This is a genomic window from Acinetobacter lwoffii (genome assembly GCF_019048525.1).
Classification (GTDB): Bacteria; Pseudomonadota; Gammaproteobacteria; order Pseudomonadales; family Moraxellaceae; genus Acinetobacter; species Acinetobacter lwoffii_K.
On sequence record NZ_CP077369.1, the window covers coordinates 2,083,532 to 2,105,592 of the forward strand.

20 protein-coding genes and 2 pseudogenes are annotated in these 22,061 nt (G+C 44.4%); 18 read left to right on the plus strand and 4 right to left on the minus strand.

Annotated elements, in window-relative coordinates:
• The first annotated feature begins 73 nt into the window (after positions 1 to 73).
• From dsbD to I6L24_RS09775, 4 genes are all read left to right on the plus strand, one after another.
• On the plus strand, positions 74 to 2,011 hold the full coding sequence (gene dsbD / locus I6L24_RS09760; protein ID WP_005266801.1) for a protein-disulfide reductase DsbD: 1,938 nt from the start codon (positions 74 to 76) through the stop codon (positions 2,009 to 2,011).
• Positions 2,008 to 2,856, plus strand: a complete 849-nt coding sequence (locus I6L24_RS09765; protein WP_216985952.1) for a TlpA disulfide reductase family protein — start codon at positions 2,008 to 2,010, stop codon at positions 2,854 to 2,856. The genes dsbD and I6L24_RS09765 overlap by 4 nt, the downstream gene beginning before the upstream one ends.
• 18 nt (positions 2,857 to 2,874) lie before the next feature.
• Complete coding sequence (gene dsbG, locus I6L24_RS09770) at positions 2,875 to 3,615, plus strand: thiol:disulfide interchange protein DsbG (protein WP_004646569.1); 741 nt, start codon at positions 2,875 to 2,877, stop codon at positions 3,613 to 3,615.
• 107 nt (positions 3,616 to 3,722) lie between these two features.
• On the plus strand, positions 3,723 to 4,085 hold the full coding sequence (locus tag I6L24_RS09775; RefSeq protein ID WP_004646570.1) for a YidH family protein: 363 nt from the start codon (positions 3,723 to 3,725) through the stop codon (positions 4,083 to 4,085).
• On the opposite strand, the gene I6L24_RS09780 is transcribed toward I6L24_RS09775, so the two are convergent.
• Positions 4,082 to 4,402, minus strand: a complete 321-nt coding sequence (locus I6L24_RS09780) for an ArsR/SmtB family transcription factor (protein ID WP_004280150.1) — start codon at positions 4,400 to 4,402, stop codon at positions 4,082 to 4,084. The two genes, I6L24_RS09775 and I6L24_RS09780, sit on opposite strands and share 4 nt — an antisense overlap.
• Positions 4,403 to 4,522: 120 nt before the next feature.
• Here I6L24_RS09780 and I6L24_RS09785 point away from each other — a divergent pair, with 120 nt between their 5' ends.
• The 4 genes and pseudogenes from I6L24_RS09785 to I6L24_RS09800 all read left to right on the plus strand — a co-directional run bounded on the left by I6L24_RS09785 (position 4,523) and on the right by I6L24_RS09800 (position 7,076).
• Positions 4,523 to 4,939, plus strand: coding sequence for a YeeE/YedE family protein (locus I6L24_RS09785; protein WP_004646571.1), 417 nt, complete (start codon positions 4,523 to 4,525; stop codon positions 4,937 to 4,939).
• A 1-nt stretch (position 4,940) separates the two neighbouring features.
• A complete protein-coding gene (locus I6L24_RS09790) occupies positions 4,941 to 5,357 on the plus strand; it encodes a DUF6691 family protein (RefSeq protein WP_216985953.1) in 417 nt (138 codons plus the stop codon).
• A gap of 2 nt (positions 5,358 to 5,359) precedes the next feature.
• The gene (locus I6L24_RS09795) at positions 5,360 to 6,232 is read left to right on the plus strand and encodes an MBL fold metallo-hydrolase (RefSeq protein WP_004646573.1); all 873 of its coding nucleotides are present in this window, start codon (positions 5,360 to 5,362) and stop codon (positions 6,230 to 6,232) included.
• Positions 6,233 to 6,300: 68 nt separating this feature from the next.
• Positions 6,301 to 7,076: pseudogene (locus tag I6L24_RS09800) on the plus strand (sulfite exporter TauE/SafE family protein).
• Positions 7,077 to 7,244: 168 nt separating this feature from the next.
• Here the strand turns inward: I6L24_RS09800 and I6L24_RS09810 are convergent.
• Positions 7,245 to 7,775: pseudogene (locus I6L24_RS09810) on the minus strand (transposase); the annotation flags it as partial.
• A gap of 220 nt (positions 7,776 to 7,995) precedes the next feature.
• Here I6L24_RS09810 and I6L24_RS09815 point away from each other — a divergent pair.
• On the plus strand, positions 7,996 to 9,033 hold the full coding sequence (locus tag I6L24_RS09815; protein WP_004646578.1) for a metallophosphoesterase: 1,038 nt from the start codon (positions 7,996 to 7,998) through the stop codon (positions 9,031 to 9,033).
• Positions 9,034 to 9,099: 66 nt separating this feature from the next.
• On the opposite strand, the gene I6L24_RS09820 is transcribed toward I6L24_RS09815, so the two are convergent.
• Complete coding sequence (locus I6L24_RS09820; protein WP_004280142.1) at positions 9,100 to 9,522, minus strand: OsmC family protein; 423 nt, start codon at positions 9,520 to 9,522, stop codon at positions 9,100 to 9,102.
• 147 nt (positions 9,523 to 9,669) lie between these two features.
• Here I6L24_RS09820 and crp point away from each other — a divergent pair, with 147 nt between their 5' ends.
• From crp to clpB, 5 genes are all read left to right on the plus strand, one after another.
• Entirely contained in the window at positions 9,670 to 10,377 is a 708-nt protein-coding gene (gene crp, locus I6L24_RS09825) for a cAMP-activated global transcriptional regulator CRP (RefSeq protein WP_004280141.1), read from the plus strand.
• 173 nt (positions 10,378 to 10,550) lie between these two features.
• Entirely contained in the window at positions 10,551 to 11,600 is a 1,050-nt protein-coding gene (locus I6L24_RS09830) for an NADP(H)-dependent aldo-keto reductase (protein WP_005266792.1), read from the plus strand.
• A gap of 137 nt (positions 11,601 to 11,737) precedes the next feature.
• Positions 11,738 to 11,947 (plus strand): antitoxin Xre-like helix-turn-helix domain-containing protein, encoded by a 210-nt coding sequence (locus I6L24_RS16570; RefSeq protein WP_005107328.1) that lies wholly within the window; start codon positions 11,738 to 11,740, stop codon positions 11,945 to 11,947.
• A 25-nt stretch (positions 11,948 to 11,972) separates the two neighbouring features.
• Positions 11,973 to 12,095, plus strand: a complete 123-nt coding sequence (locus I6L24_RS16750; protein WP_243474838.1) for an MbcA/ParS/Xre antitoxin family protein — start codon at positions 11,973 to 11,975, stop codon at positions 12,093 to 12,095.
• 228 nt (positions 12,096 to 12,323) lie between these two features.
• Positions 12,324 to 14,903 carry an ATP-dependent chaperone ClpB gene (gene clpB, locus I6L24_RS09840; protein ID WP_005251422.1) on the plus strand — a complete coding sequence of 860 codons (2,580 nt, stop codon included), beginning with the start codon at positions 12,324 to 12,326 and terminating at the stop codon, positions 14,901 to 14,903.
• Between the two features lie 185 nt (positions 14,904 to 15,088).
• Here clpB and rlmKL read toward each other — a convergent pair whose 3' ends face one another.
• Positions 15,089 to 17,293: a bifunctional 23S rRNA (guanine(2069)-N(7))-methyltransferase RlmK/23S rRNA (guanine(2445)-N(2))-methyltransferase RlmL gene (gene rlmKL / locus I6L24_RS09845; RefSeq protein WP_004280136.1), complete on the minus strand. Its 2,205-nt coding sequence runs from the start codon at positions 17,291 to 17,293 to the stop codon at positions 15,089 to 15,091.
• Positions 17,294 to 17,525: 232 nt separating this feature from the next.
• Here rlmKL and I6L24_RS09850 point away from each other — a divergent pair, with 232 nt between their 5' ends.
• From I6L24_RS09850 to I6L24_RS09865, 4 genes are all read left to right on the plus strand, one after another.
• Complete coding sequence (locus I6L24_RS09850; RefSeq protein WP_005251424.1) at positions 17,526 to 17,870, plus strand: hypothetical protein; 345 nt, start codon at positions 17,526 to 17,528, stop codon at positions 17,868 to 17,870.
• A 224-nt stretch (positions 17,871 to 18,094) separates the two neighbouring features.
• Entirely contained in the window at positions 18,095 to 19,111 is a 1,017-nt protein-coding gene (locus tag I6L24_RS09855) for an aspartate carbamoyltransferase catalytic subunit (RefSeq protein WP_004280134.1), read from the plus strand.
• 10 nt (positions 19,112 to 19,121) lie between these two features.
• On the plus strand, positions 19,122 to 20,357 hold the full coding sequence (locus tag I6L24_RS09860) for a dihydroorotase (protein WP_005266789.1): 1,236 nt from the start codon (positions 19,122 to 19,124) through the stop codon (positions 20,355 to 20,357).
• Positions 20,358 to 20,541: 184 nt separating this feature from the next.
• A complete protein-coding gene (locus I6L24_RS09865) occupies positions 20,542 to 22,032 on the plus strand; it encodes an OmpA family protein (protein ID WP_121979738.1) in 1,491 nt (496 codons plus the stop codon).
• Positions 22,033 to 22,061: the final 29 nt, after the last annotated feature.

Consider the following 22,061-nt stretch of genomic DNA (forward strand, 5'->3'; position numbering starts at 1 on the left):
TGATTTGGGCTGTTAATGTTGCCTTAATTTTAGTTTTTCAATAATGCAGTCCTAACAGGAGGAGATCAGCTGGATGTTGACGTGGATATTGGGTGCCGTGATCGGCGGTGGAATCATGACGGGAACTGCACATGCAGACTTTTTACCACCAGATCAGGCATTTCAGTTTCAGGTGGTTTCTACAAGCCAGGATCAGGCAGAGCTTAGCTGGAAAATCGCAGATGGCTATTACTTGTATCATGACCAGCTTAAAGTGTCTCATCAGCAGACCCCAGTCAAGTTGGCACTGCCCAAACCCGAAGACAAAGATGACCCCAATTTCGGTTTGACCCAGGTCCATTATGGGCAAGTCAAAACCAATATGAAGGTTCAGCCCAACCAGAAGTTTGTGGTGCAGTGGCAGGGCTGTGCAGAAAGCGGTTTATGTTATCCGGTACAACGCACCACAGTAAAAACTGATGCAGATGGTTTATTTCCAGCGCAAAACTTGAGCAAAACCCCAAAACTGCTGACCAGCACTGTACCGCCAGAAGCAAACGAAAAAATTCTGACTGCTCAGAAAGATGAGCTCCAAGCTATAGAGCAAACTCCAAGTACAGATAAAGCATTGACCGAAGAAAAGGTAGAGGAAATACAAGTCGCTGCAGTTTCTGAACCTGTGGTGCAGCCTGAGGTGGAATTAACAGAGAAAAATGACCAGCTCATTGCAGACCCTAAAAATCAAACTTCGTCAGCAGGCATGAATAGCCAGTGGAACAATGACCAGTATTTTTTAAGTCTGCTGTCAGAACAAGGTCTGTTAATTAATGCCCTGATTTTTCTCGGGCTTGGCATTCTGCTGGCATTTTTACCATGTTCTTTACCTTTAATTCCAATTTTAACGGGAATTCTGGTTCAGCAGCACCGGGGCTACCGTGCGGCACTGATTGCACTGGTTTTCGTTTTGGGTATGGCACTGGTCTATGCGGTCATGGGACTTGCTGTGGCACAGCTCGGTTACAGTTTTCAGCGCTGGTTTCAAAGTCCGGTATTCATCAGTATTTTCAGCATTCTGTTTGTTTTGTTCGCACTTAATCTGTTCGGAGCATTTCAGCTGTCCTTACCCCAAGGCATGTTGCAGCGTCTGGATCAATGGCAGCAAAAGCAGAAGGGTGGCACGCTGATTGGTGCCGGTCTTATGGGCATGATCGCGGCACTGATTGTCGGGCCATGTATGAGTGCACCGTTGGCCGGTGCCTTAATCTATGTGTCTCAGCTTAATCAACCAATGCTGGGAGCCAGTTATCTGTTCGTCTTAGGCCTTGGGCTGGGCTTGCCACTATTTATTGCTGCCGTATTTGGGTCCCATCTTTTACCCAAGCCTGGTATCTGGATGGATCGCCTGAAGTTTAGTTTTGGCTTTGTCATGCTGGCGCTGGCCTTGTATTTCGCCCGTCCACTATTGCCCGGCATTTTATACCTGAGCCTTTTGGGTGTGGTACTGATCACCTGTTCAGGCTACTTCTTGTTCAAGATGCTGCCTCATGTGCATCGGTCTGTAGCGAAAATAGGCCTGATGCTGCTCAGTGGTTTACTGGTCTATGCAGGAGGCATGCAGCTCTACCATGTCTGGAGTCAGGTACAGGTGGCCCATGTAGAATCACGGCTTGAATGGCAGAAGGTCAGTACCGCCGCACAATTGCGACAGGTTTTAGTTAAACATCCTGCACACCCGGTGGTGATTGATGTCTATGCAGACTGGTGTGTGGCCTGTCAACCGATTGAAAAGGATGTGATTCCACGTAGTGATGTCCAGACGGCTTTACAAAATGTGGTTCGTATCAAATTAGACCTGACCCACTATCATCCAAGTCAGGATGAGCTGCTAAAAGAATGGCAAATCCTCGGACCACCCACCTTCATATTTCTAAATGCAGCGCATCAGGAACAGCGAGACTTGCGTTTAACCGGAAGCTTTAGCGCGACACATTTACTAGGCACATTGCAGCAACTGCAAGGAGAGCAACCATGATGATTTCCAGTGATGCACTGCATCTGGGACCTTTGATGTTGCCCTGGGCACTTATTATTGTTGCCACTGGCTTGATGCTGTTATCTGCCATCCTGTTTGGATTAGCCAGAAAGTATTCATGGTCTAAACAGCAGCTTGGGAAAAGTCAGGATTTGCTCTGGAGCAGTTTTTTGCTGGGGATGCTGGGTGCGCGTCTTATTTTCGTTCTGCTCAATGCCGAGCTGTATTTTGCAGCACCCATCGACATACTGAAAATCCAGGACAAAGGTTTCCATTTATGGGGAGGGGTGCTGCTTGGTGCTTTGTGGTATGTCATTCGAAACAGACAGCTGCAGACCAGATTTAAAGCCATCTTGTTGATCATATTGGTACTCTGGATCGGGCTTGGGCTCGCGTTCAAATCCAGTCTAAAAACTGAAGCAGCGTTTCCTGATCTCGCCTTTGCTGGACTAGAACAGGAGCGTCTGGGTACAGACAAGGTTTCACTCAGCCAATTCATTGGCCAGCCCACGGTAATTAATTTGTGGGCGAGCTGGTGTCCGCCGTGTCACCGTGAAATGCCGGTGTTGGCTAAAGCAGCCAAGCAGCATCCTCAAATGAATTTTGTCATGCTCAATCAGGGTGAGGAGGTAGCCATCGTAAATGCCTATTTAAGAAAACATCAGTTTCAATTTAAACATGTCCTGCTGGACCCATATGGTGAACTACCCCAGCAGCTGAATAGTTTCGGCCTGCCAACGACGCTGTTTTTTAATGCTCAAGGTCAGCTGGTCGAGCGGCATATGGGGGAACTCAGTCCGGCCATGTTGCAGCAATATTTAAACAGGATTTCAGATCAACCTTAAAAAACGGAAGGACGTAGTATGAATAAAATTAACCAGGTGCTTGGTGCAGGCATGTTTCTGATCATGAGCATGCACACGCAGGCAAATATTAAACAGAATATTGAAAAACAGGGCTTTGTGTTTGTAAAACAGATTCCGGCACCACAAGGAATGACCGGCTGGGTGGGGCATGAAGACCAGTACTCCAATACGGTATTTATCTCCAATGATGATAAATACTATATCAAGGGCGAACTGTTTGATGCACAAGGGAAAAGCCTTTCCAATGAGCAGATTGAAAAGCATATGAAAAAAGCGGTATTGGACGATGTATGGAAAACCCTGGAAAAATCGACCTGGATCCAGGATGGCAAGCCAGATGCACCACGGGTGGTTTATGTCTTTTCCGATCCGAATTGCCCATATTGCTATAAATTCTGGCAGGCGGCCCGACCTTGGGTAGAATCAGGGAAGGTACAGCTGCGTCATATTCAGGTCGGTGTGATCCGTGAAGAAAGCCGTGGCCAGGTGGCAACACTATTGAATTCGAAAGATCCAGCGGCAGTTTTTAATGATATAAACAAGAATAAAGGCAAAAAGCAGCTCAAGAAAATGGAAAAGATTCCTGTCGAAATTGCTGCAAAAATTGATGCCAACCAGGCCCTAATGGGGAAATACGGCTTTTTCTCCACACCGTCGATGGTCTGGAAAAACAATCAGGGTGAATTTAAATCTGCTCAAGGCCTGGCGATGGATGTCAAGGAAATTTTTGAACAATAATATTTTAACTACATGATAGAAAAGTAATTTTTACTTAAAACATCTATACATGATAGGGAGGCAGATTTACATTGGAGGATAGGCTAAGCATGAAGAGCAGATAAGATATGTCAAATTTGGATGATCCACGGGTACTGCTTGCTTTGGAACGAACCGCTCTGGCGTGGAACCGGAGTGGTTTGGCATTAATTGCTTTTGGTTTTGTGATTGAAAAATCCAACCTGCTAGTGCAACTGGTGGACCCAGACACTTATGCACAGAAAATAGCTTATTCACAATGGTTGGGAATTGCGGTGATTGTATTTGGTATGTTGGTGAATTTCGCCTCAATCCTGCAATATCGACGGGGTTTGACATCACTGCGACCGCCGGAATTTATTGAAGGTTATTACACCCAGTATCCCGTATGGCTAAATCTGTTTACTGCTTTTAGCGGACTGCTTCTGATCATTTCTTTTTGGCTGCACTAAGAAGAGGGCTGGGCGCAATACAGCTCGTACAGCTTTTGCATCAGGCTCAAGACCTTGGGGTCACTCAGACGATAGAAAATCTGTTTGCCCTCACGTCGGGTGCCAACCATGTCGGCCTTACGCAGTACAGTCAGCTGTTGTGAAAGTGTAGGTTGATGAATATCGGTAGATTCTTCAATTTCCTGAACATTCATTTCCCCGTCAACCAGGACACATAAGATTTTCAGACGATCAGGATTGGCTAAAACTTTTAGGCATTGGCTGACGAAATCGACCTGTGAAAAATCAATTTTGGCATTTGCAGCAATCATATCCATAGATGTCCTTGAAACCTTTGATGTAACCCATGCAGTTTACACAATTTACCACAAAACTGCTTGATTATTATTTTTTATTATATAATATAAAAAAGTATATTGTATAGAGATTGATTCACCATGCATGACTTCCTCATCGCATTTATTGGCGGTTTAATGCTCGGACTTTCTGTAGTTGGCTATCTTTACGTCAATGGCCGTATTGCAGGGATCAGTGGCTTGATTGGGCAGGTATTAAACTCAAAAACCGTATTTAAAACGCCTGCGATCTGGTTTTTATCAGGTTTGATCCTCACACCGTTTATTTATGGTCTGTTTGTACAACCAGAAATCGAATTGAACGCCAGCCCACTGATGATGATTGTGGCAGGTCTGCTGGTAGGTTTTGGAACACGCTTGGGTTCGGGCTGTACCAGTGGTCACGGAATTTGTGGTATCAGTCGCCTGTCTAAGCGTTCTATTGTCGCGACCATGACTTTTATGTTTGCAGGTTTTGTCGCTGTTTACCTTATCCGTCATATCACAGGAGCATTCTAAAATGAAAAATGTGTTTGCCTTTTTATTTGGTGCGCTGTTCTCTGTGGGATTGATGGTATCGGGCATGTCCAATCCGGAAAAAGTACTCGATTTCCTGGATCTGTTTGGCGATTGGGATGCCAGTCTGGCCTTTGTGATGATGGGCGCGATTACTGTGGCCTTTATTCCCTACCAGAAAGCATTACGTACGGCGCAACCGAAAACAGTATTTAATGAACCTATTGATTTACCTAAAAATAATCAGATAGATAAGAAGCTGATCACGGGTGCGGTTTTATTTGGTGCAGGTTGGGGCATTGCCGGCATCTGTCCGGCGCCAAGTTTCACTTTGATCGGTTTGGGCCACTATCAAGTGCTCTATTTTATTGTAGCAATGCTGGTGGGTGTATGGATTCACCGTAAATGGTCAGGAGCTTAACGATGTCAAATTTACCTATAGTAAAAGATTTTTTTCACGAAGATACCAATACCTTCAGTTATGTTGTACGTGATCCGGCGACCAAAGCCTGCGCCATTATTGATAGCGTTCTGGATTATGATCCGGCATCAGCAAGTACATCCACTATTCATGCCGATAAAATTATTGCCTATATTAAAGAGCAGGGTTTAACGGTCGAGTGGATTCTCGAAACCCATGTCCATGCTGATCATTTAACTGCAGCGCAATATCTCAAAGAAGAACTGGGTGGCAAAATTGCCATGAGCCAGAAAATTGGTATTGTTCAGGAAACTTTTGGCGCGATTTATCATCTAGATATTAAACAATGGAATGCCCAGCAGCTCTTTGATTATTTATTTGAAGATCATGAGTCGTTCCAAATTGGAACATTGAAAGCCTATAACATTCCAACACCGGGACATACGCCTGCTTGCCTGAGTTATGTGATTGGCGATGCGGTTTTTGTGGGTGATACGTTGTTCATGCCAGATTATGGTACAGCACGTTGTGATTTTCCGCGAGGCAGCGCAGAACAGCTTTATGATTCGGTGCAAAGCCTGTTTCAGTTGCCAGAAGATACCCGGGTCTTTTTATGTCATGACTATCTGCCTGAAACACGTGAATCGTATGTGTGTGAATCTGATATACAGACGCAGAAAAAACAGAATATCCATATTCATCAGGGAATCAGTAAAGCTGAATTTGCTCAGATGCGAAATCAGCGGGATTCAGGACTGAGTATGCCTAAGCTGATTCTACCGGCGATTCAGATCAATATGAAAGCAGGACAATTTCCTGAGCCAGAACAAAACGGTGTTTCTTACCTCAAGCTTCCTATTAACTACTTCAAATAAGCTTGTGTCGTGATTCAACAAAAAGTTCAACTTTTATTGAATCATTTTTGTGGATAAGGGAGAGGGCGATGTGGGCATTAATACTTGAAGGGCTAGTTATCGGAGTGCTATTGGGTTTGATCGGTGCCGGTGGCGGTATTCTGGCTGTACCTGCACTGATGACGACCCAGGGTTGGACGGTGGCCCAGGCTGCGCCGGTGGGATTGCTTGCGGTCACGCTGTCGGCCTTGGTCGGAACGTTCGAGGATTTGTTCAAGCGTATTGTACGTTATCGCGCTGCCCTCTGGATTGCTCTCATTAGTATTCCTACAGCGCGTTATGGCGTGCATCTGGCCGATATCGTTTCTCCGGTCTGGCTGACGCTGGCTTTCAGTCTGGTCATGCTGATCGTGGCTTACCGGATCTTTTTTAATAAAGTGACCGATCATGGCAATGCACCGTGCAAGGTCAATCAATCGACCGGTCGTCTGATCTGGAATGTCAAAACTGCTTCGTTCCTAGCAGGTATTGGTGTTGTGGCAGGTTTATTAACCGGTCTGTTGGGGGTGGTTTTGTAATTGTTCCAGCCCTGCGTAAATTCACCGACCTTGATATGCGCAGTATCGTTGCGACTTCCCTGATGGTTATTTTCCTGATTGGTGGGGTCAGTATTTCTGCACACGTGCTGGATGGCTTTCAATATCCTGTTTCGGTTACGCTGACCTTTGTCCTGGCCTGTATTGTCGGGATGTTAATTGGACGCAGTCTGATGCAGCGGATTGACAGTAACAAGGTACAGAAAATATTTGCCACTACCGTGGTTGGGGTGGCGATGTATTTAATCTATTCAGCGCTCATGGGCTAAATAGCCAGTTGTAAATTTAAACTCAAACGCTTTCAATCTACCTGAGCATCGTTTATACAAAATATAATTTTAATGGCCGAGGAAGAATGAAAATGATGAAAACTGCAGAGCAATTGATCCAGAATGCAAAAAGCCGGATTCAGGAAGTCAGCGTAAATGAACTGTTTGAAGCGATGCAAAACCATCAACCAATTGCTCAACCATTTTTATGTCAGCAACATGTCCATTCGATAAAGCAGAACAACTAATTTCACCAAATTGGTTCATCACGATATGTAATTTACAGCCATAAAACCAACCCATAGAACTTTTGCCACGTGATGCGATTTGGGCTAATGATTTATGGCATTGAATACGTTGATTTTTACAAACAGGTAGCGTTGTTGAATCAATCTATAAGTATTGTTTATCTTTGCCTTTCATCAAAGCTACATACAGGGCATGTAGTGCTAATTCATGCCTATTGATCAAGTGAATCATGCGTTGGCAGCAAGGCAAGTGCTTAAATAAAAAGCTTTTATCCAGCTTTAGCCATGTAAAAAAGGCTTTGAAATTATTGAAATGAGAACATTTGTACCAAATGGTGATAAAGCAGATTTCTGAAATTGTGAGCTGAGCATTTCTGATTCTTAGAGAATGATGACTTTGTTTGAGGAACTTCCAATAAGTTGCTTCAAATTTAAGAAAGAAATCATCAATTAAGCAGAATCGGTACTATTGAACATCAGGACTAGAGTTGTGAGTTTGGTTTGGTAACTCAACTGATGGCTCTAGTCCTCTTATTTTTCAAGTCAATTTCTTATCCGTGATTCGGGTTAAATTATTTAAATGATGATTCATTCTGTATTCAGATCTTCATAAATTTAAAGGATACTTATTAGGGATATATTCTGTTTTAGACTTAATTCAGGATGCATAAATGAAGTACTCATTTATACAGCAGGCTTTCACTGGTCCCGTGGATATCGTGGGGGATATTCATGGTGAGATTGCCGCGCTGGAACAACTGATCCAGGTATTAGGTTATGACCGGAATGGTCATCATCCAGAACAGCGCAAACTAATTTTTGTCGGTGATCTATGTGACCGGGGGCAAGACAGTGTTGCGGTGATCAAATGCGTCAAACAGCTGGTAGATGAAGGCTATGCACAATGTGTGATGGGTAATCATGAATTGAACCTATTGACCGATACTTTGCGGGAAGGCAATGGCTGGTTTTTTGGTTCACCGCATCAGGATGATCTGAAACCTTTTGATTCGATCCAAGCCTCAATCAAAGATCGACAATGGATTCTGGATTTTTTAAATAGCTTACCGTTGGCCTTGGAGTCGGAGCAGCTGCGTGTTGTACATGCCTGTTGGCATCAAGGATCAATTGATCAATTACGCAATTCTGGTTTTACTTCGCTTGGCGAAGCCTATGCTGATTTCGTTCAACATACAGCGCTGGATCTGCAAGCCTTAGGTATTAATGAATTCATCCAGATAGAGCAGCAACGCTACCAACACCAGTTCAAAGACCCGGCTGCAACTTTACCTTTATTGCAACATCTCGCAGAAAAAGAGCTACGTGAGCAAATGCACAATCCGATTCGGGTCATTACTTCTGGTGCGGAAAAAATCGCCTTAGAACCGATTTATGCCGGTGGAAGGTGGCGGATGATCGACCGCGTGCCATGGTGGGACAGCTATACCGACCAAATTCCAGTCATTACTGGACATTATTGGCGGAACTTTAAATCTACTGAAGAAAAAACCGGTTTACTCAAATCGATCGATGCACTGCAATGGTATGGACAGCAACAAAACGTATTTTGTGTGGATTATTCAGTGGGTAAACGCTATCTCGATCGTCAACAGGGTGTCGCGTTCAGACATCGACTCGGCGCCTTAAGATTTCCAGAAAATATCTTGAGCTTTGAAGATGGCAATCAGTATTCAGTTCAGCGGTTCTGAGAAAAGGCAATTTTCTGATACAAAAAAAGCAGCTTTTCCAGCCGCTTTTTTTACAGAATCTAGATTTTATTCTGCTTCGATTATTTCATAATCATGGGTGATTTCAACACCGCCATCAGACAGCATTTTGCTGGCAGAGCAATATTTTTCAGCAGAAAGTTCTACGGCTTTTGCGACCTGTTTCTCTTTAATCGCTTTGCCGGTCACTACAAAATGCAAGTGAATTTTCGTGAATACTGCCGGAATTGTATCTGCACGTTCAGCCTTTAATTCGCAGCGTACATCGGTAATATCCTGACGAGCCTTCTTTAAAATGGTAACAATATCAAAAGACGCACAACCGCCCAGACCCGTTAAAAGCAGTTCCATAGGACGGGGACCACGGTTTTCACCACCGTATTCAGCTGAACCATCCATGATAAGGCTATGACCACTTTGAGTTTTTGCTTCAAAAGCAACATTCTCTAACCAATGAACGCTTGTTTGCATTGCAACTACCTAAAAAAAGCTATAAATTTGTCAAGTAACTGTACACTAACATAAATTGGGTTGATACGGAATTTCAATCCCACTGTGTGACAAGTTCACATTAGGTCTTGTGCGATCTATAAATTATCCATAATCGGAACTGTTAGCATGACTTCAAACTTTTCACAATTAAGCACTGATGCGCTTTCTCCGGGGCAATTACCAGAATCCGTGAAAGCACTGTTAAAACGTGCATATATTAATCGTTATCCAAAACGTACCACGATCATTGATGCAGGATCAGAATCTAAATCTTTATATTTAATTCTGAAGGGGTCTGTATCTATCATTCTTCGTGAAGATGATGATCGTGAAATTGTCGTGGCATATTTAAATGCGGGTGACTTCTTTGGGGAAATGGGTCTATTCGAGGTTAATCCACAACGTACTGCGGAAGTTCGTACCCGTGATGTGTGTGAAATTGCCGAAATTACCTATGAAAACTTTCACGAAATTAGCAAGCAATATCCTGATCTGAGCTATGCAGTATTTGCTCAATTAGTACGCCGCTTGAAAAATACCACACGTAAAGTCACTGATCTGGCATTTATTGATGTTTCAGGCCGGATTGCACGTTGTCTGATCGACCTGTCTTCACAGCCAGAAGCGATGATTTTGCCGAATGGCCGTCAGATTCGTATTACCCGTCAGGAAATTGGTCGCATTGTTGGCTGTTCCCGCGAAATGGTCGGACGTGTACTAAAAACCCTGGAAGAGCAGGGCATGATCGAAACCGATGGTAAAGCCATCCTGATCTTTGATGCTTCATTAGAAGAAGCATCTGAAGCAGTGGCAGATGGTGCCATAGACGAATAATCCAGATATTAAAAAGCAAATCTTCGGATTTGCTTTTTTTATGCGTCATTACTCAATACATAAAAATTTAGAACAAGCTTCTCAGAAAAGATGATTTAAGTCTCCCTTATAATTCCGATAGGCTATAGCCCACTTGATCTCAATTCACTGAATAAAATTCACAGGATGTTTTTATGCAATTCAGACCATTGGCGGATACCGGCATTTTTTTGCCAGAAATTTGTTTGGGCACCATGACCTTTGGTGAGCAGAACACACAAGAACAGGCTTTTCAGCAACTGGATTATGCTTTAGATCAGGGAGTGTATTTCTGGGATACTGCGGAAATGTACCCGGTACCGCCAAAACCTGAAACGCAGGGTGCTACCGAGCGTATTATCGGGAACTGGATCGCTGCCCGTGGTGGCCGTGACAAACTTTTTTTAGCCTCAAAAATTGCCGGACCCTCGCAAGGTGGTAGCCATATCCGGGATGGTAAAACTCGTTTCGTTGCCGATGAAATTTCAGCAGCAATTGACCAGTCATTGTCACGCCTGCAAACGGATTATATTGACCTGTATCAGCTGCACTGGCCGCAACGCCCCACCAATTTCTTTGGCAAGCTGGGTTATGGCAATGCTGAAGCGGCAGAAGACCGTACCGGGACAGATCTCGAAGAAACCCTGACCGCCTTGCAGGATGAAATTAAAAAAGGCCGTATCCGTTATATTGGTCTTTCCAATGAAACCCCGTGGGGCACGATGAAATTTCTGCACCTCGCAGAGAAATTAGGTTTGTCCAAATTTGTCAGTGTACAAAACCCATATAACCTGCTGAACCGTACTTATGAAATCGGCATGTCAGAAATTGCCCATTATGAAGGTGTGGGCTTGTTGGCGTATTCACCTTTGGCATTTGGTTATCTGACCGGTAAATTCCGGCATGGTGCACGTCCTGCCAATGCGCGTGTAACACTGTTCTCCCGCTTTAGCCGTTATAGCAATCCGCAAAGTGAATGGGCAACCGAGCAATATGCCCAGCTGGCAGAACAGCATGGCTTAAGTCTTACCCAATTGGCTTTGGCCTTTATCAAGCAGCAGTTCTTTGTGACCAGTACCATTATCGGTGCGACCAATCTGGATCAGCTGAAAGAAAATATTCAGGCATTTGAAATCGATCTATCAGAAGAAATTCTTAAAGCTATTGAAGATATTCACCGTCAGCAGCCGAACCCTGCACCTTAACTTTGTGCTGATTGAAATGCACCCTCCTATGAGGGTGTTTTTATTTTAAGAATTAACAAAGTTGAGTCCACACAACCTAGATGTCAGAAATTAAAAACGGCATAATCAAATGAACATAAGAAGATGAGCTTTAAAAAATGAATCCAGAAGCCACGACATTACCAACTACAGTATTAGTGAAAGCCACGAGTCGAATAGCCGAGCAATTACAGCTTACGCAATCGGAACTTGCTGCCATTCTCGGCGTCCCGGAGCAAGAGGTATTATCGCTTGTGCAAATGGATGATTTAGCTCCGCATACGAGTGAAGGAAAACAGGCACTCGCTTTATTATCAGCAATTGTTTAAGCTTGCTGGTGGCGATTTTGAAGTAATGCGCCTTTTTATCAATTCACCCAATCGCTCTCTAGATGATCAGTTACCACGTAGGCTGATCCAAACGCCGCAAGGATTCAGCCAAGTAATCGATGTTCTGGAACGGATGCGACACATTTAAGTCGTCTTCATTGATCAGAAAGGAAATTCAATACAGGTCATCTGAACAAGCAGATAAAAATTCTATTTGGCGCTCTTGAAATCTGCTTTATATATACCAATATTATTACTGATATTTGTCTTCTAATATAAATTAAGTTTTTGAAAAATATATAAAAATGATTTGAAATTTTATCAAGTGCACCCATATATCCATCAAGTAGAAAATTTGTTGTGAGGAATAACAAGAATGCGTTTTGAAAAATTTACCAATCGCCTGCAGCAAACCCTTTCCGATGCACAATCGCTGGCCATGAGTAAGGATCATACCTCCATTGATGGGATCCATATCTTGGCCACCTTGATGGATGAAGCATCCAATGTCAGCCTGCTGCAACAGGCCGGTGCTAATCTGCGTGAGCTACAAACCAAGCTGCAAACAGCATTGAGCAATGCGGCAACCCTGACCAATCCATCAGCAGATATCAACCTCAGTCCTGAAGCGGCAAAAGTATTGCATCTGGCAGACAGCTTTGCGCAAAAAGCCGGAGATGAGTTTTTATCTACGGATTGGGTGCTGTTGGCGCTGGCAGAAACCGGAAATACCAAAACCTTATTAAATAGTATTGGCGTAAAGGCAGAGACTTTAGGCCAAGTGATTAATCAATTTCGAGGCGATGAAAAAGTCATGAGCAATAATCATGAAGATCAGCGTGATTCACTGAATAAGTACACCATTGATTTAACTGAACGTGCGTTGGCAGGCAAGCTTGATCCTGTGATTGGCCGTGATGATGAAATCCGCCGTACCATTCAGGTCTTATCACGCCGTACCAAAAATAACCCGGTACTCATCGGTGAGCCAGGGGTCGGTAAAACTGCAATCGTCGAAGGTCTGGCGCAGCGTATTATCAATGGTGAAGTGCCTGAAGGACTCAAAGGTAAACGTGTTTTATCACTTGATCTGGGTTCTTTGCTGGCCGGTGCCAAATACCGTGGTGAGTTTGAAGAACGCTTAAAAGCCGTTCTGAAAGATATTGCCAAACATGAAGGCGAAATCATCCTGTTTATCGACGAGTTGCATACCTTGGTGGGTGCCGGTAAAGGTGATGGCGCGATGGATGCCGGTAACATGCTGAAACCTGCGCTGGCCCGTGGCGAGCTGCGCTGCGTCGGTGCGACCACACTGGATGAATATCGTCAGTATATTGAAAAAGATGCAGCGCTGGAACGTCGTTTCCAGAAAGTACTGGTCGATGAGCCAAGCGTGGAAGATACCATTGCGATTCTGCGTGGTCTGAAAGATCGCTATGCAACCCATCACGGGGTACAGATTCTGGATTCCGCGATTATTGCGGCGGCGAAAATGTCACATCGTTATATTACCGACCGTCAGTTGCCGGATAAAGCCATTGACCTGATTGATGAAGCAGCATCGCGCATCAAAATGGAACTCGATTCTAAACCAGAAGCACTGGATAAACTGGAACGCCGTCTGATTCAGTTAAAAATGCAGCTGGAAGCGGTGAAAAAAGATGAAGACTCAGGTGCCAAAGCTGAGATTCAATACTTGTCCGATCAGATCGCCACAGTTGAAAAAGAGTATCATGACCTAGAAGAAGTCTGGCGCGCAGATAAAGCGCTGGTCGAAGGCAATAAAGACGTACAGATCAAACTGGATCAGGCGCGTACAGCACTTGAAAAAGCGCAACGTGAAGGTGATCTGGGCGAGGCAGCACGTTTGCAATATGGCGTGATTCCAGAGTTGCAAAAGCAGCTTGAGCTGGCTGAAAAAGCCGATGAAAGTGCAACGCCAAAATTGCTGCGTAACAAAGTCACCGACAATGAAATCGCAGAAGTGGTCAGTGCAGCCACAGGAATTCCTGTGGCGAAAATGCTGCAAGGCGAGCGTGACAAACTTCTACATATGGAAGAATTTCTGCATAACCGTGTGGTAGGGCAAGATGAAGCCGTAGTTGCGGTGTCTAATGCGGTGCGCCGTTCACGTGCCGGTCTGTCAGATCCGAACCGTCCAAGTGGATCATTCCTGTTCCTGGGGCCAACGGGTGTGGGTAAAACAGAATTGACCAAAGCCTTAGCGAACTTCCTGTTTGACAGCGACGATGCCATGGTGCGTATCGATATGTCAGAATTTATGGAAAAACATTCGGTCAGCCGTTTGGTTGGTGCGCCTCCGGGCTATGTCGGTTATGAAGAAGGTGGGGTGCTTACTGAAGCCGTACGTCGTAAACCGTATAGTGTGATCTTGTTTGATGAAGTCGAAAAAGCGCATTCGGACGTATTTAATATCTTGCTACAGGTACTGGATGATGGCCGTTTAACTGACTCGCAAGGCCGGGTAGTGGACTTTAAAAACTCTGTGATCGTCATGACTTCGAACCTGGGTTCGCAGGATGTACGTGAATTGGGCGGTAATGCCACTAAAGAAGAAGTCCGTACGGTGGTGATGAATGCGGTATCGGAACATTTCCGTCCGGAATTTATCAACCGTATTGATGAACTGGTAGTGTTCCATGCGCTGGAAAAAGACCAGATTCGCGGTATTGCCGATATCCAGTTGAACCGTTTACGTCAACGTCTGGCAGAACGCGATATGCGCTTGTCGGTAGACGATACTGCCTTCGATCAGTTAATCGATGCTGGCTTTGATCCATTGTATGGAGCACGTCCACTGAAACGTGCAATCCAGCAGCGGATTGAAAATGGTCTGGCGCAGAAAATCCTGGGCGGAGAATTCCAGCCGGGCGATACCATTCTGGTAAAAGCTGAAGCAGGTGAGTTAATCTTTGAAAAAATGAAACTTAACTAAACCGCTTCTCCTTGCAACAAAAAACCCAGCCTAGGCTGGGTTTTTTTTAATCTTATTTTTAACTTCGAGCATTGCAACACTTTTGTATTCTTGTTGCGGCGAGCTTTAAAGCATGGCTTAAAACTCAGCTCAGGGAAAATAAAGAAGATATCAATCGTGATAAAGACAGTTAATTCATCATCAAATTACACTTGCGGATGACGGATTTTCCAGGCACGGTGAATCTTTTGATTCCGCTTGAAGTCAGGTCCAATGGTTTCCTGGGTAATTTCTTCAACATCAAAGAAGGCCAGAATTTCTTCATCCATCTCAAAACCACGATAGTTATTTGAGAAATACAAGGTACCATCAGTGGTTAAGCGGTTCATCGCACGTTTTAACAGGGACAAATGGTCGCGCTGTACGTCAAAGGTCCCGTAGAATTTCTTCGAGTTTGAGAAGGTTGGTGGGTCGATAAAGATCAGCTCATATTGCTCATGACCTTCTTTTAGCCATTCGAAACAGTCAGAGGCAAAGAACTGATGCTGTTCATCCGCATGATCCACGGTTAAGCCGTTCAGAACAAAATTTTCTTTAGACCAGTTCAAATAAGTATTCGACAGATCGACGCTGGTTGTACTTGCAGCACCACCCAAAGCAGCATGTAAACTTGCCGTTGAGGTATAGCTGTACAGGTTCAGGAAGTGTTTGCCTTTTGCTTCACGTGCAATACGTAAACGCATTTGACGGTGATCCAGAAACAGACCGGTATCCAGATAATCGGTCAGGTTGACCAGAATCTTGGCTTGACCTTCCTGAACGATAAAACGCTTGGATGCTGTACTTTGTTTGGTGTACTGGTTTTTACCTTCCTGACGTGCACGGGTCTTGATAAAGATCGCATCACGGCCCAAACCGGTCACGGCACGAATTGCCTGTAAGGCCAGGTTGAAACGTTTTTTGGCTTTTTCCGGATCAATAGTTTTAGGTGGCGCATATTCTTGTACATGCAAACGCTCGCCATACAGATCTACTGCGACGTTAAAATCAGGTAAATCTGCATCATAGAGACGTAAACAATGGATCTGTTCCTTGACTGCCCATTTTTTTAGAGCTTGCATATTTTTGGTCAGACGGTTGGCAAATTCCATCGCACCTTCAATCGGTTCAAACTGCTGAGGCTGCCAGCTTTCTAGGAATGGACGTACCACTGCGGCCGGTTTAACCGTACCGAAGCGGATATAGATCGGCAATTTACCATTCATCAAACGCAGGATTTGCGGATCATTGAACGCTAGCACATCGGCCTGTTCCACTTGGGAGGCAATCACAGCCGCTTTTTGATTCGGGAAATTCTTTTGCAATAAAGCCGATAAACCCAGGTATAAAGAACGGTTTTGCGCTTTATCGCCGAGACGTTCGCCATATGGCGGGTTGGTCACGAAGAATACTTTCTTGCCTTCTGCATGGAAATCAGGCCAGTCATTTAAAGTCCGTTCTTCGATCATGATATTGTCGAGAGCAGCTTCAAAACCCGCCGCGATAATATTTTGTCTGGTGGCTTTAACCGCTTCCCAGTCCGCATCGAAGGCATAGAATTGTGGTAATGGATTTTCCATTGCCGCTTGATGACGTTCAGCAGCTTCGGCCTTGATGCTCATCCACAGTTCATGGTCATGGCCATTCCAGCCATTAAAACCGAAACGACGGACCAGACCCGGTGCACGGTCGGTCAAAATCATTAGGGATTCAATAATAAAGGTACCTGAACCACACATTGGATCGACAATGATGTCCGGATTTAACGCTTTTAAACCACCTTTTTGCAGAATCGCAGCGGCCAGGTTTTCCTTGATTGGGGCGTCAGTCATAAAGCGGCGATAACCGCGTTTATGCAAAGAGTCGCCAGACAGGTCCAGGCAGTAAGTATGTTCTTTCTTGCCTGCCAGAATATACATGGTAATTTCAGGCTGTTTGGTATCAATGCTTGGACGTTTGCCTACGGCTTCCATAAAGGAATCTACGACACCATCTTTGGCACGTAAAGTCGCAAACTGGGTATTGACCTTGATATCACGTTCGACATGCAAACGAATCGCAAAGGTACTTTGTGGTGCAAAAATCAGCGACCAGTCAAAGCTGAGAGCCCCTTCATAGAGTTCTTCTGCCACATCACGCGCATCATGAGAAAATTCAATTTCATGCGTGTGGATCGGCATCAAGACACGTGAAGCCAGACGTGACCACATGCAGATACGATAAGCATTTTCCAGTGTACCTTTAAAGGTTAAACGGCCTGGAAAACGCTCAATATTCTGAACACCTAAGCCTTGTATTTCTTCTTCTAATAAGGTTTCCAGACCATCGGCACAGGTGACCCAATAATTGCTTAAACGTGGAGAGGTATTCATATAATAGAGAGACCAAAAAAGATAAATAAAAAACTGCGCTAAGTTTACCGTATTTTTATATTGAAAGCTTTTGAAATTCTCTGAAAGGCCGTGGCATGTGATAGAGAAAAATAATATTCACACTATAAATTGAGGAACTGGTATGCATTTTGCTCTATACATGGCAAATCAGGCGGTCAGTCGATGGGGAGCGATGGCTGCCTGATTTTTCAATTTTATAATGGGGGTTAAGATGTTAGAGAATCAGTTACGCAACCATGACGCTTTTTCAGTGGCCACTTTAATTTATGCACGTTTACGACGGGTTTCCGGTCGGGTAATTGATGCAATTTATCTGGCAGAGAACCTGGATTATGCCCGGCATGTGATTCAACTGGCAGAGCAAACCCAGGATCCAGATTTGAATCATCTGATCCAGCGCCTCAAAATGGTACTGGAGATTTCTGAAACAGCACAAGACTCACAAACAGAATCTGCACATCCGATCCAGCAGGAAGGGCTGATCTCGGTCGAACCGGATGAAGACGATATCTATCGTGCACAGGTGTCACATCGGTATATTGGTGCACTGCGTTAAACCTGAGATGGGTGTGAATGCTCCAGACTGAAGCGCCCGTTGGTTTTGTACTTAAAATCAGCAAGATGCAAATCGGGTTAAATTATGTTATTGAAAAAATACAAAGGAATCTGATTTTTTGTTTTTATTGTTCAGATGCTTTTTGTACAAGTAGCAGCATGGCCAACTATAAAAATTCGCCAATCTCTGTATAATATGTTGACTTAACGCATAAGGAATCTCTCATGCACTTGGCGGCATTGCATACACCGAGCCAGATTCAACTCAATAAAGAAGGTAATCTAAAACACTTCTTGACCATCGAAGGTCTTTCTAAAGAAACCCTGACAAAAATATTGGACACTGCACAGTCCTTTTTTAATGACCAAAATCAGCTGATCACCAATAATTTGCTCGAAGGCAAAACGGTGATGAACCTGTTCTTCGAAAATTCAACCCGTACCCGCACCACCTTTGAAGCCGCTGCCAAGCGCCTTTCTGCCAACGTTCTCAATATCGATATTGCCCGTTCGAGTACTTCCAAAGGTGAAACCCTGCGTGACACCTTATGGAATCTGGAAGCCATGGCGGCCGATATTTTCGTGGTGCGTCATTCATCTTCAGGGGCAGCGCATTTTATTGCCAAGGATGTCTGTCCAACAGTGGCAATTATTAATGCCGGTGATGGCCGTCATGCGCATCCGACTCAAGCGATGCTGGACATGCTGACCATTCGCCGCGAAACCAATAAAAAATTCGAAGAAATGTCGATTGCCATTATTGGCGATATCAAGCATTCACGTGTCGCGCGTTCAGATGTGGCTGCCTTGCAAACTTTAGGTTGCCAGGATATCCGGGTGATTGCACCGAATACCTTGCTGCCATTGGGTTTTGAAGAATATGGCGATGGTGTTCGTCTATTTAACAATATGGAAGACGGCATCAAAGACTGCGACGTGATCATTACCTTACGTATTCAAAACGAGCGTATTGATTCTCCGGCACTGGCCTCGCAAGCAGAGTTCTACAAAATGTATGGCTTGAATAAAGAACGTCTTGCCATGGCCAAACCGGATTGTATCGTGATGCATCCGGGACCAATGAACCGCGGCGTTGAAATCGACTCAAGTATTGCGGATGGTCCGCAATCTGTGATTTTGAAGCAGGTGACCAATGGTATTGCCGTGCGTATGGCGGTGTTGGCTTTATCGATGCAAGGCCAGTTACAAGAACAAGGTTTGATTGAAGCGATTGCGGGTTAAGGAATAAGTCATGACTATTGTAAAAATTGAAAATGTCCGTGTTCTTGATCCGATCCAAAACACTAATTCTATCCAGACCGTGTATCTGGAAAATGGTAAATTCGTTGCAGAAACAGCAGACGTCTTTGAAACGATTGATGGTCAAGGCAAATGGTTAATGCCAACCATGGTCGATTTGTGTGCGCGTTTACGTGAACCGGGTCAACAGCAACACGGTACGCTTAAGTCTGAAGGAAAAGCGGCACGTGAAAATGGCATTTTGCACGTATTTACGCCACCCGATTCAAAGCCAATCGTACAAGATAATGGTGCGCTGATTCATGGTCTGGTCGAAAAAGCCATGCTGGATGGTGGGATCTATCTTCAAGTGATTGGTGCGCAAACCCAAGGCTTAAATGGTCAACAACCGGCAAATATGGCGGGCTTGAAAAAGGGCGGTTGTACTGCGGTTTCCAATGCCAGTGCGCCGTTTGCCAATGATGATGTGGTATTACGTACACTTGAATATGCTGCAGGTTTAGACTTGACGGTGGTGTTCTATGCAGAAGAACCACAAATTGCCAAAGACGGCTGTGTGCATGAAGGCTTTATTGCTTCACGTCAGGGCTTGCCGATGATTCCGGCACTGGCTGAAACCGTGGCGATTGCCAAATATCTGTTGATGATTGAAGCAACCCATGTACGTGCACACTTCGGTCTGTTGTCTTGTGGTGCATCAGTCGAATTGATCCGTATTGCCAAGGAAAAAGGCTTACCGGTGACCTGTGATGTAGCGATGCATCAGTTACATTTGACCGATCATTTGATTGATGGATTTAACTCTCTTGCACATGTACGTCCGCCACTCCGTTCTGAGCAGGATAAAGAATTACTGCGTCAGGGTGTAAAATCAGGTGTGATTGATGCGATTTGTACTCATCATGAACCGCTGAGCAGCTCTGCGAAAATGGCGCCGTTTGCTGAAACGCAGCCAGGTTTCACTGCTTTTGATACCTATGTGCCTTTTGGTCTGCAACTGATTCGTGAGGGTTTGTTGACCCCACTGGAATGGGTGGAAAAAGTAACCTTAGCTCCGGCACGTGTTGCACAAATGGCAGATCGATGGATAAATGAATCAGGCTGGGTGCTGCTAGATCCGGAACTGGAATGGACCCTGAATAAAGAAAGCATCGTGTCACAAGGTAAAAATACCCCGCTAATTAATCAAAAAGTGCTGGGTAAAGTTGTTCAAACTTTTACTGCTTAAGTGATCCCAATTTTATAAAAGTCAGCTTCGGCTGGCTTTTTTTATTTTTAAATTCTGTATCAGTAAAATGAGTGCTCAATAAAAATAGTGAAACTTTATGATATTCATACAATTATTTACATTTTAAAAAAATGGGGATCGTTACACTGATTAAATATTAAACATTATTAGAAAAATCAAAAGAATGGTGACGATTATGAATATAGACTTTATAGAACGCTTAAAAAGCGATGTTACGGCGATTGTGCTTCAAGGTGAAACCGAGCATTTATTTGCCAAAGATCAGGCACTGACTCAATTCTATCCTATATTTTTAAATATATTGCGTGCACGTCCAGCCTGGATTGAGAATCTTGGTCAGCAACTCAATCCAAAAATCCATGAATTATTCAATGCAAACCCGGCACTCAAGCAGCAATTTCTCGATCAAGTGGATCAGAGCGCGCCGCAAGATGAAATAGAGCATACCTTGAACCGGTCAATTGTACCGACCATGAATTTTTTACAGACTGAAGCAGGTGCTTCGAGTCCGGAAGCGATTAGCCATTTGCTGGAAACCCACGCCGATTCGATTCAGCGCGCATTACCCCTTTGGGCTGGCCCTATTCTGGCAGCGCTTGGAGTTTCACCCTTGGCAGGGCAGAATTTAAATCAGGAACCTGTATTGGCGGAGCAGACCATCATTGTTCAGGAAGAAAGAAAAACCGGCTTTTTATGGCCGTTTATTATTTTTCTGATCCTGGCGGGTTTGATCCTGTTTTTGGTTCGTAGCTGCATGCAGGATGATGTTGAAGATTCAAATACCCAAGCGACCAGTGAAGTTGCTGCAGCTCAGCCTGCATCCTTGCGATTAAGTACAGGCAGTAATGGCGAAATTGTCAGTTGTCAATTACAGCTGAATAATCCGCAGTATATGGAAATTTTGCAAAACGAGATCAAACAGATCTTTAATTATAATATTGGTTGTGGGGCGCTGAGCAGTGAGGTTTATCATTCAGAATTTATTGATCAGGATACTATTCCGACTGTGTTGAGAACAATGCAGGGAATGCCAAATGTGTCACTTGACTGGATTGGCAATCAGGTTTCAGTGCGTGCAGCAACCAATGCAGAGGCCGAGCGTCTGGCAGCACAAATTCGTAGTCTGGCCAAAAATGTCACAGTGGTGACCCAGCAGCCGCTCAATAGAAGTGACGTGATTAATACCGCCAATAGTGAGGCAGAACAAGCCTTGGCCAGTATCAAGACCGATAATGTTAAAGCGCTGGATGTGGCGACTGCACTGAATTTACAGATCATTAATTTTGATACGGCATCGACTGAAGTTCCCGAGGTCAATAAATTGGTGCTGGATCAGGCTGCTGCATTATTGCAACGAGCACCGCATGTCATTCTGAAGGTTACAGGACATGCCGATGCTCAGGGTAGTGAAGCAGAAAATAAGGTGCTGTCTGTGCAACGAGCTCAAGCGATTACCAGTTATCTCGTTGGAAAAGGGGTCAATCCTGCACAGTTACAGGCAGTTGGCATGGGAGAGGATCAGCCGGTTGAACCCAATGCCACACCTGCCGGACAGTTTCAGAATCGTCGCGTGACCTTTGAGGTCGTGAATACCGAAACGGGAATTGTACGTGAAGTAGATGATGAAGGTGTAGTTGAGAAGACAGGAAATTAAGAGAGCGGCCTAAATAAAAAAGGACGAAT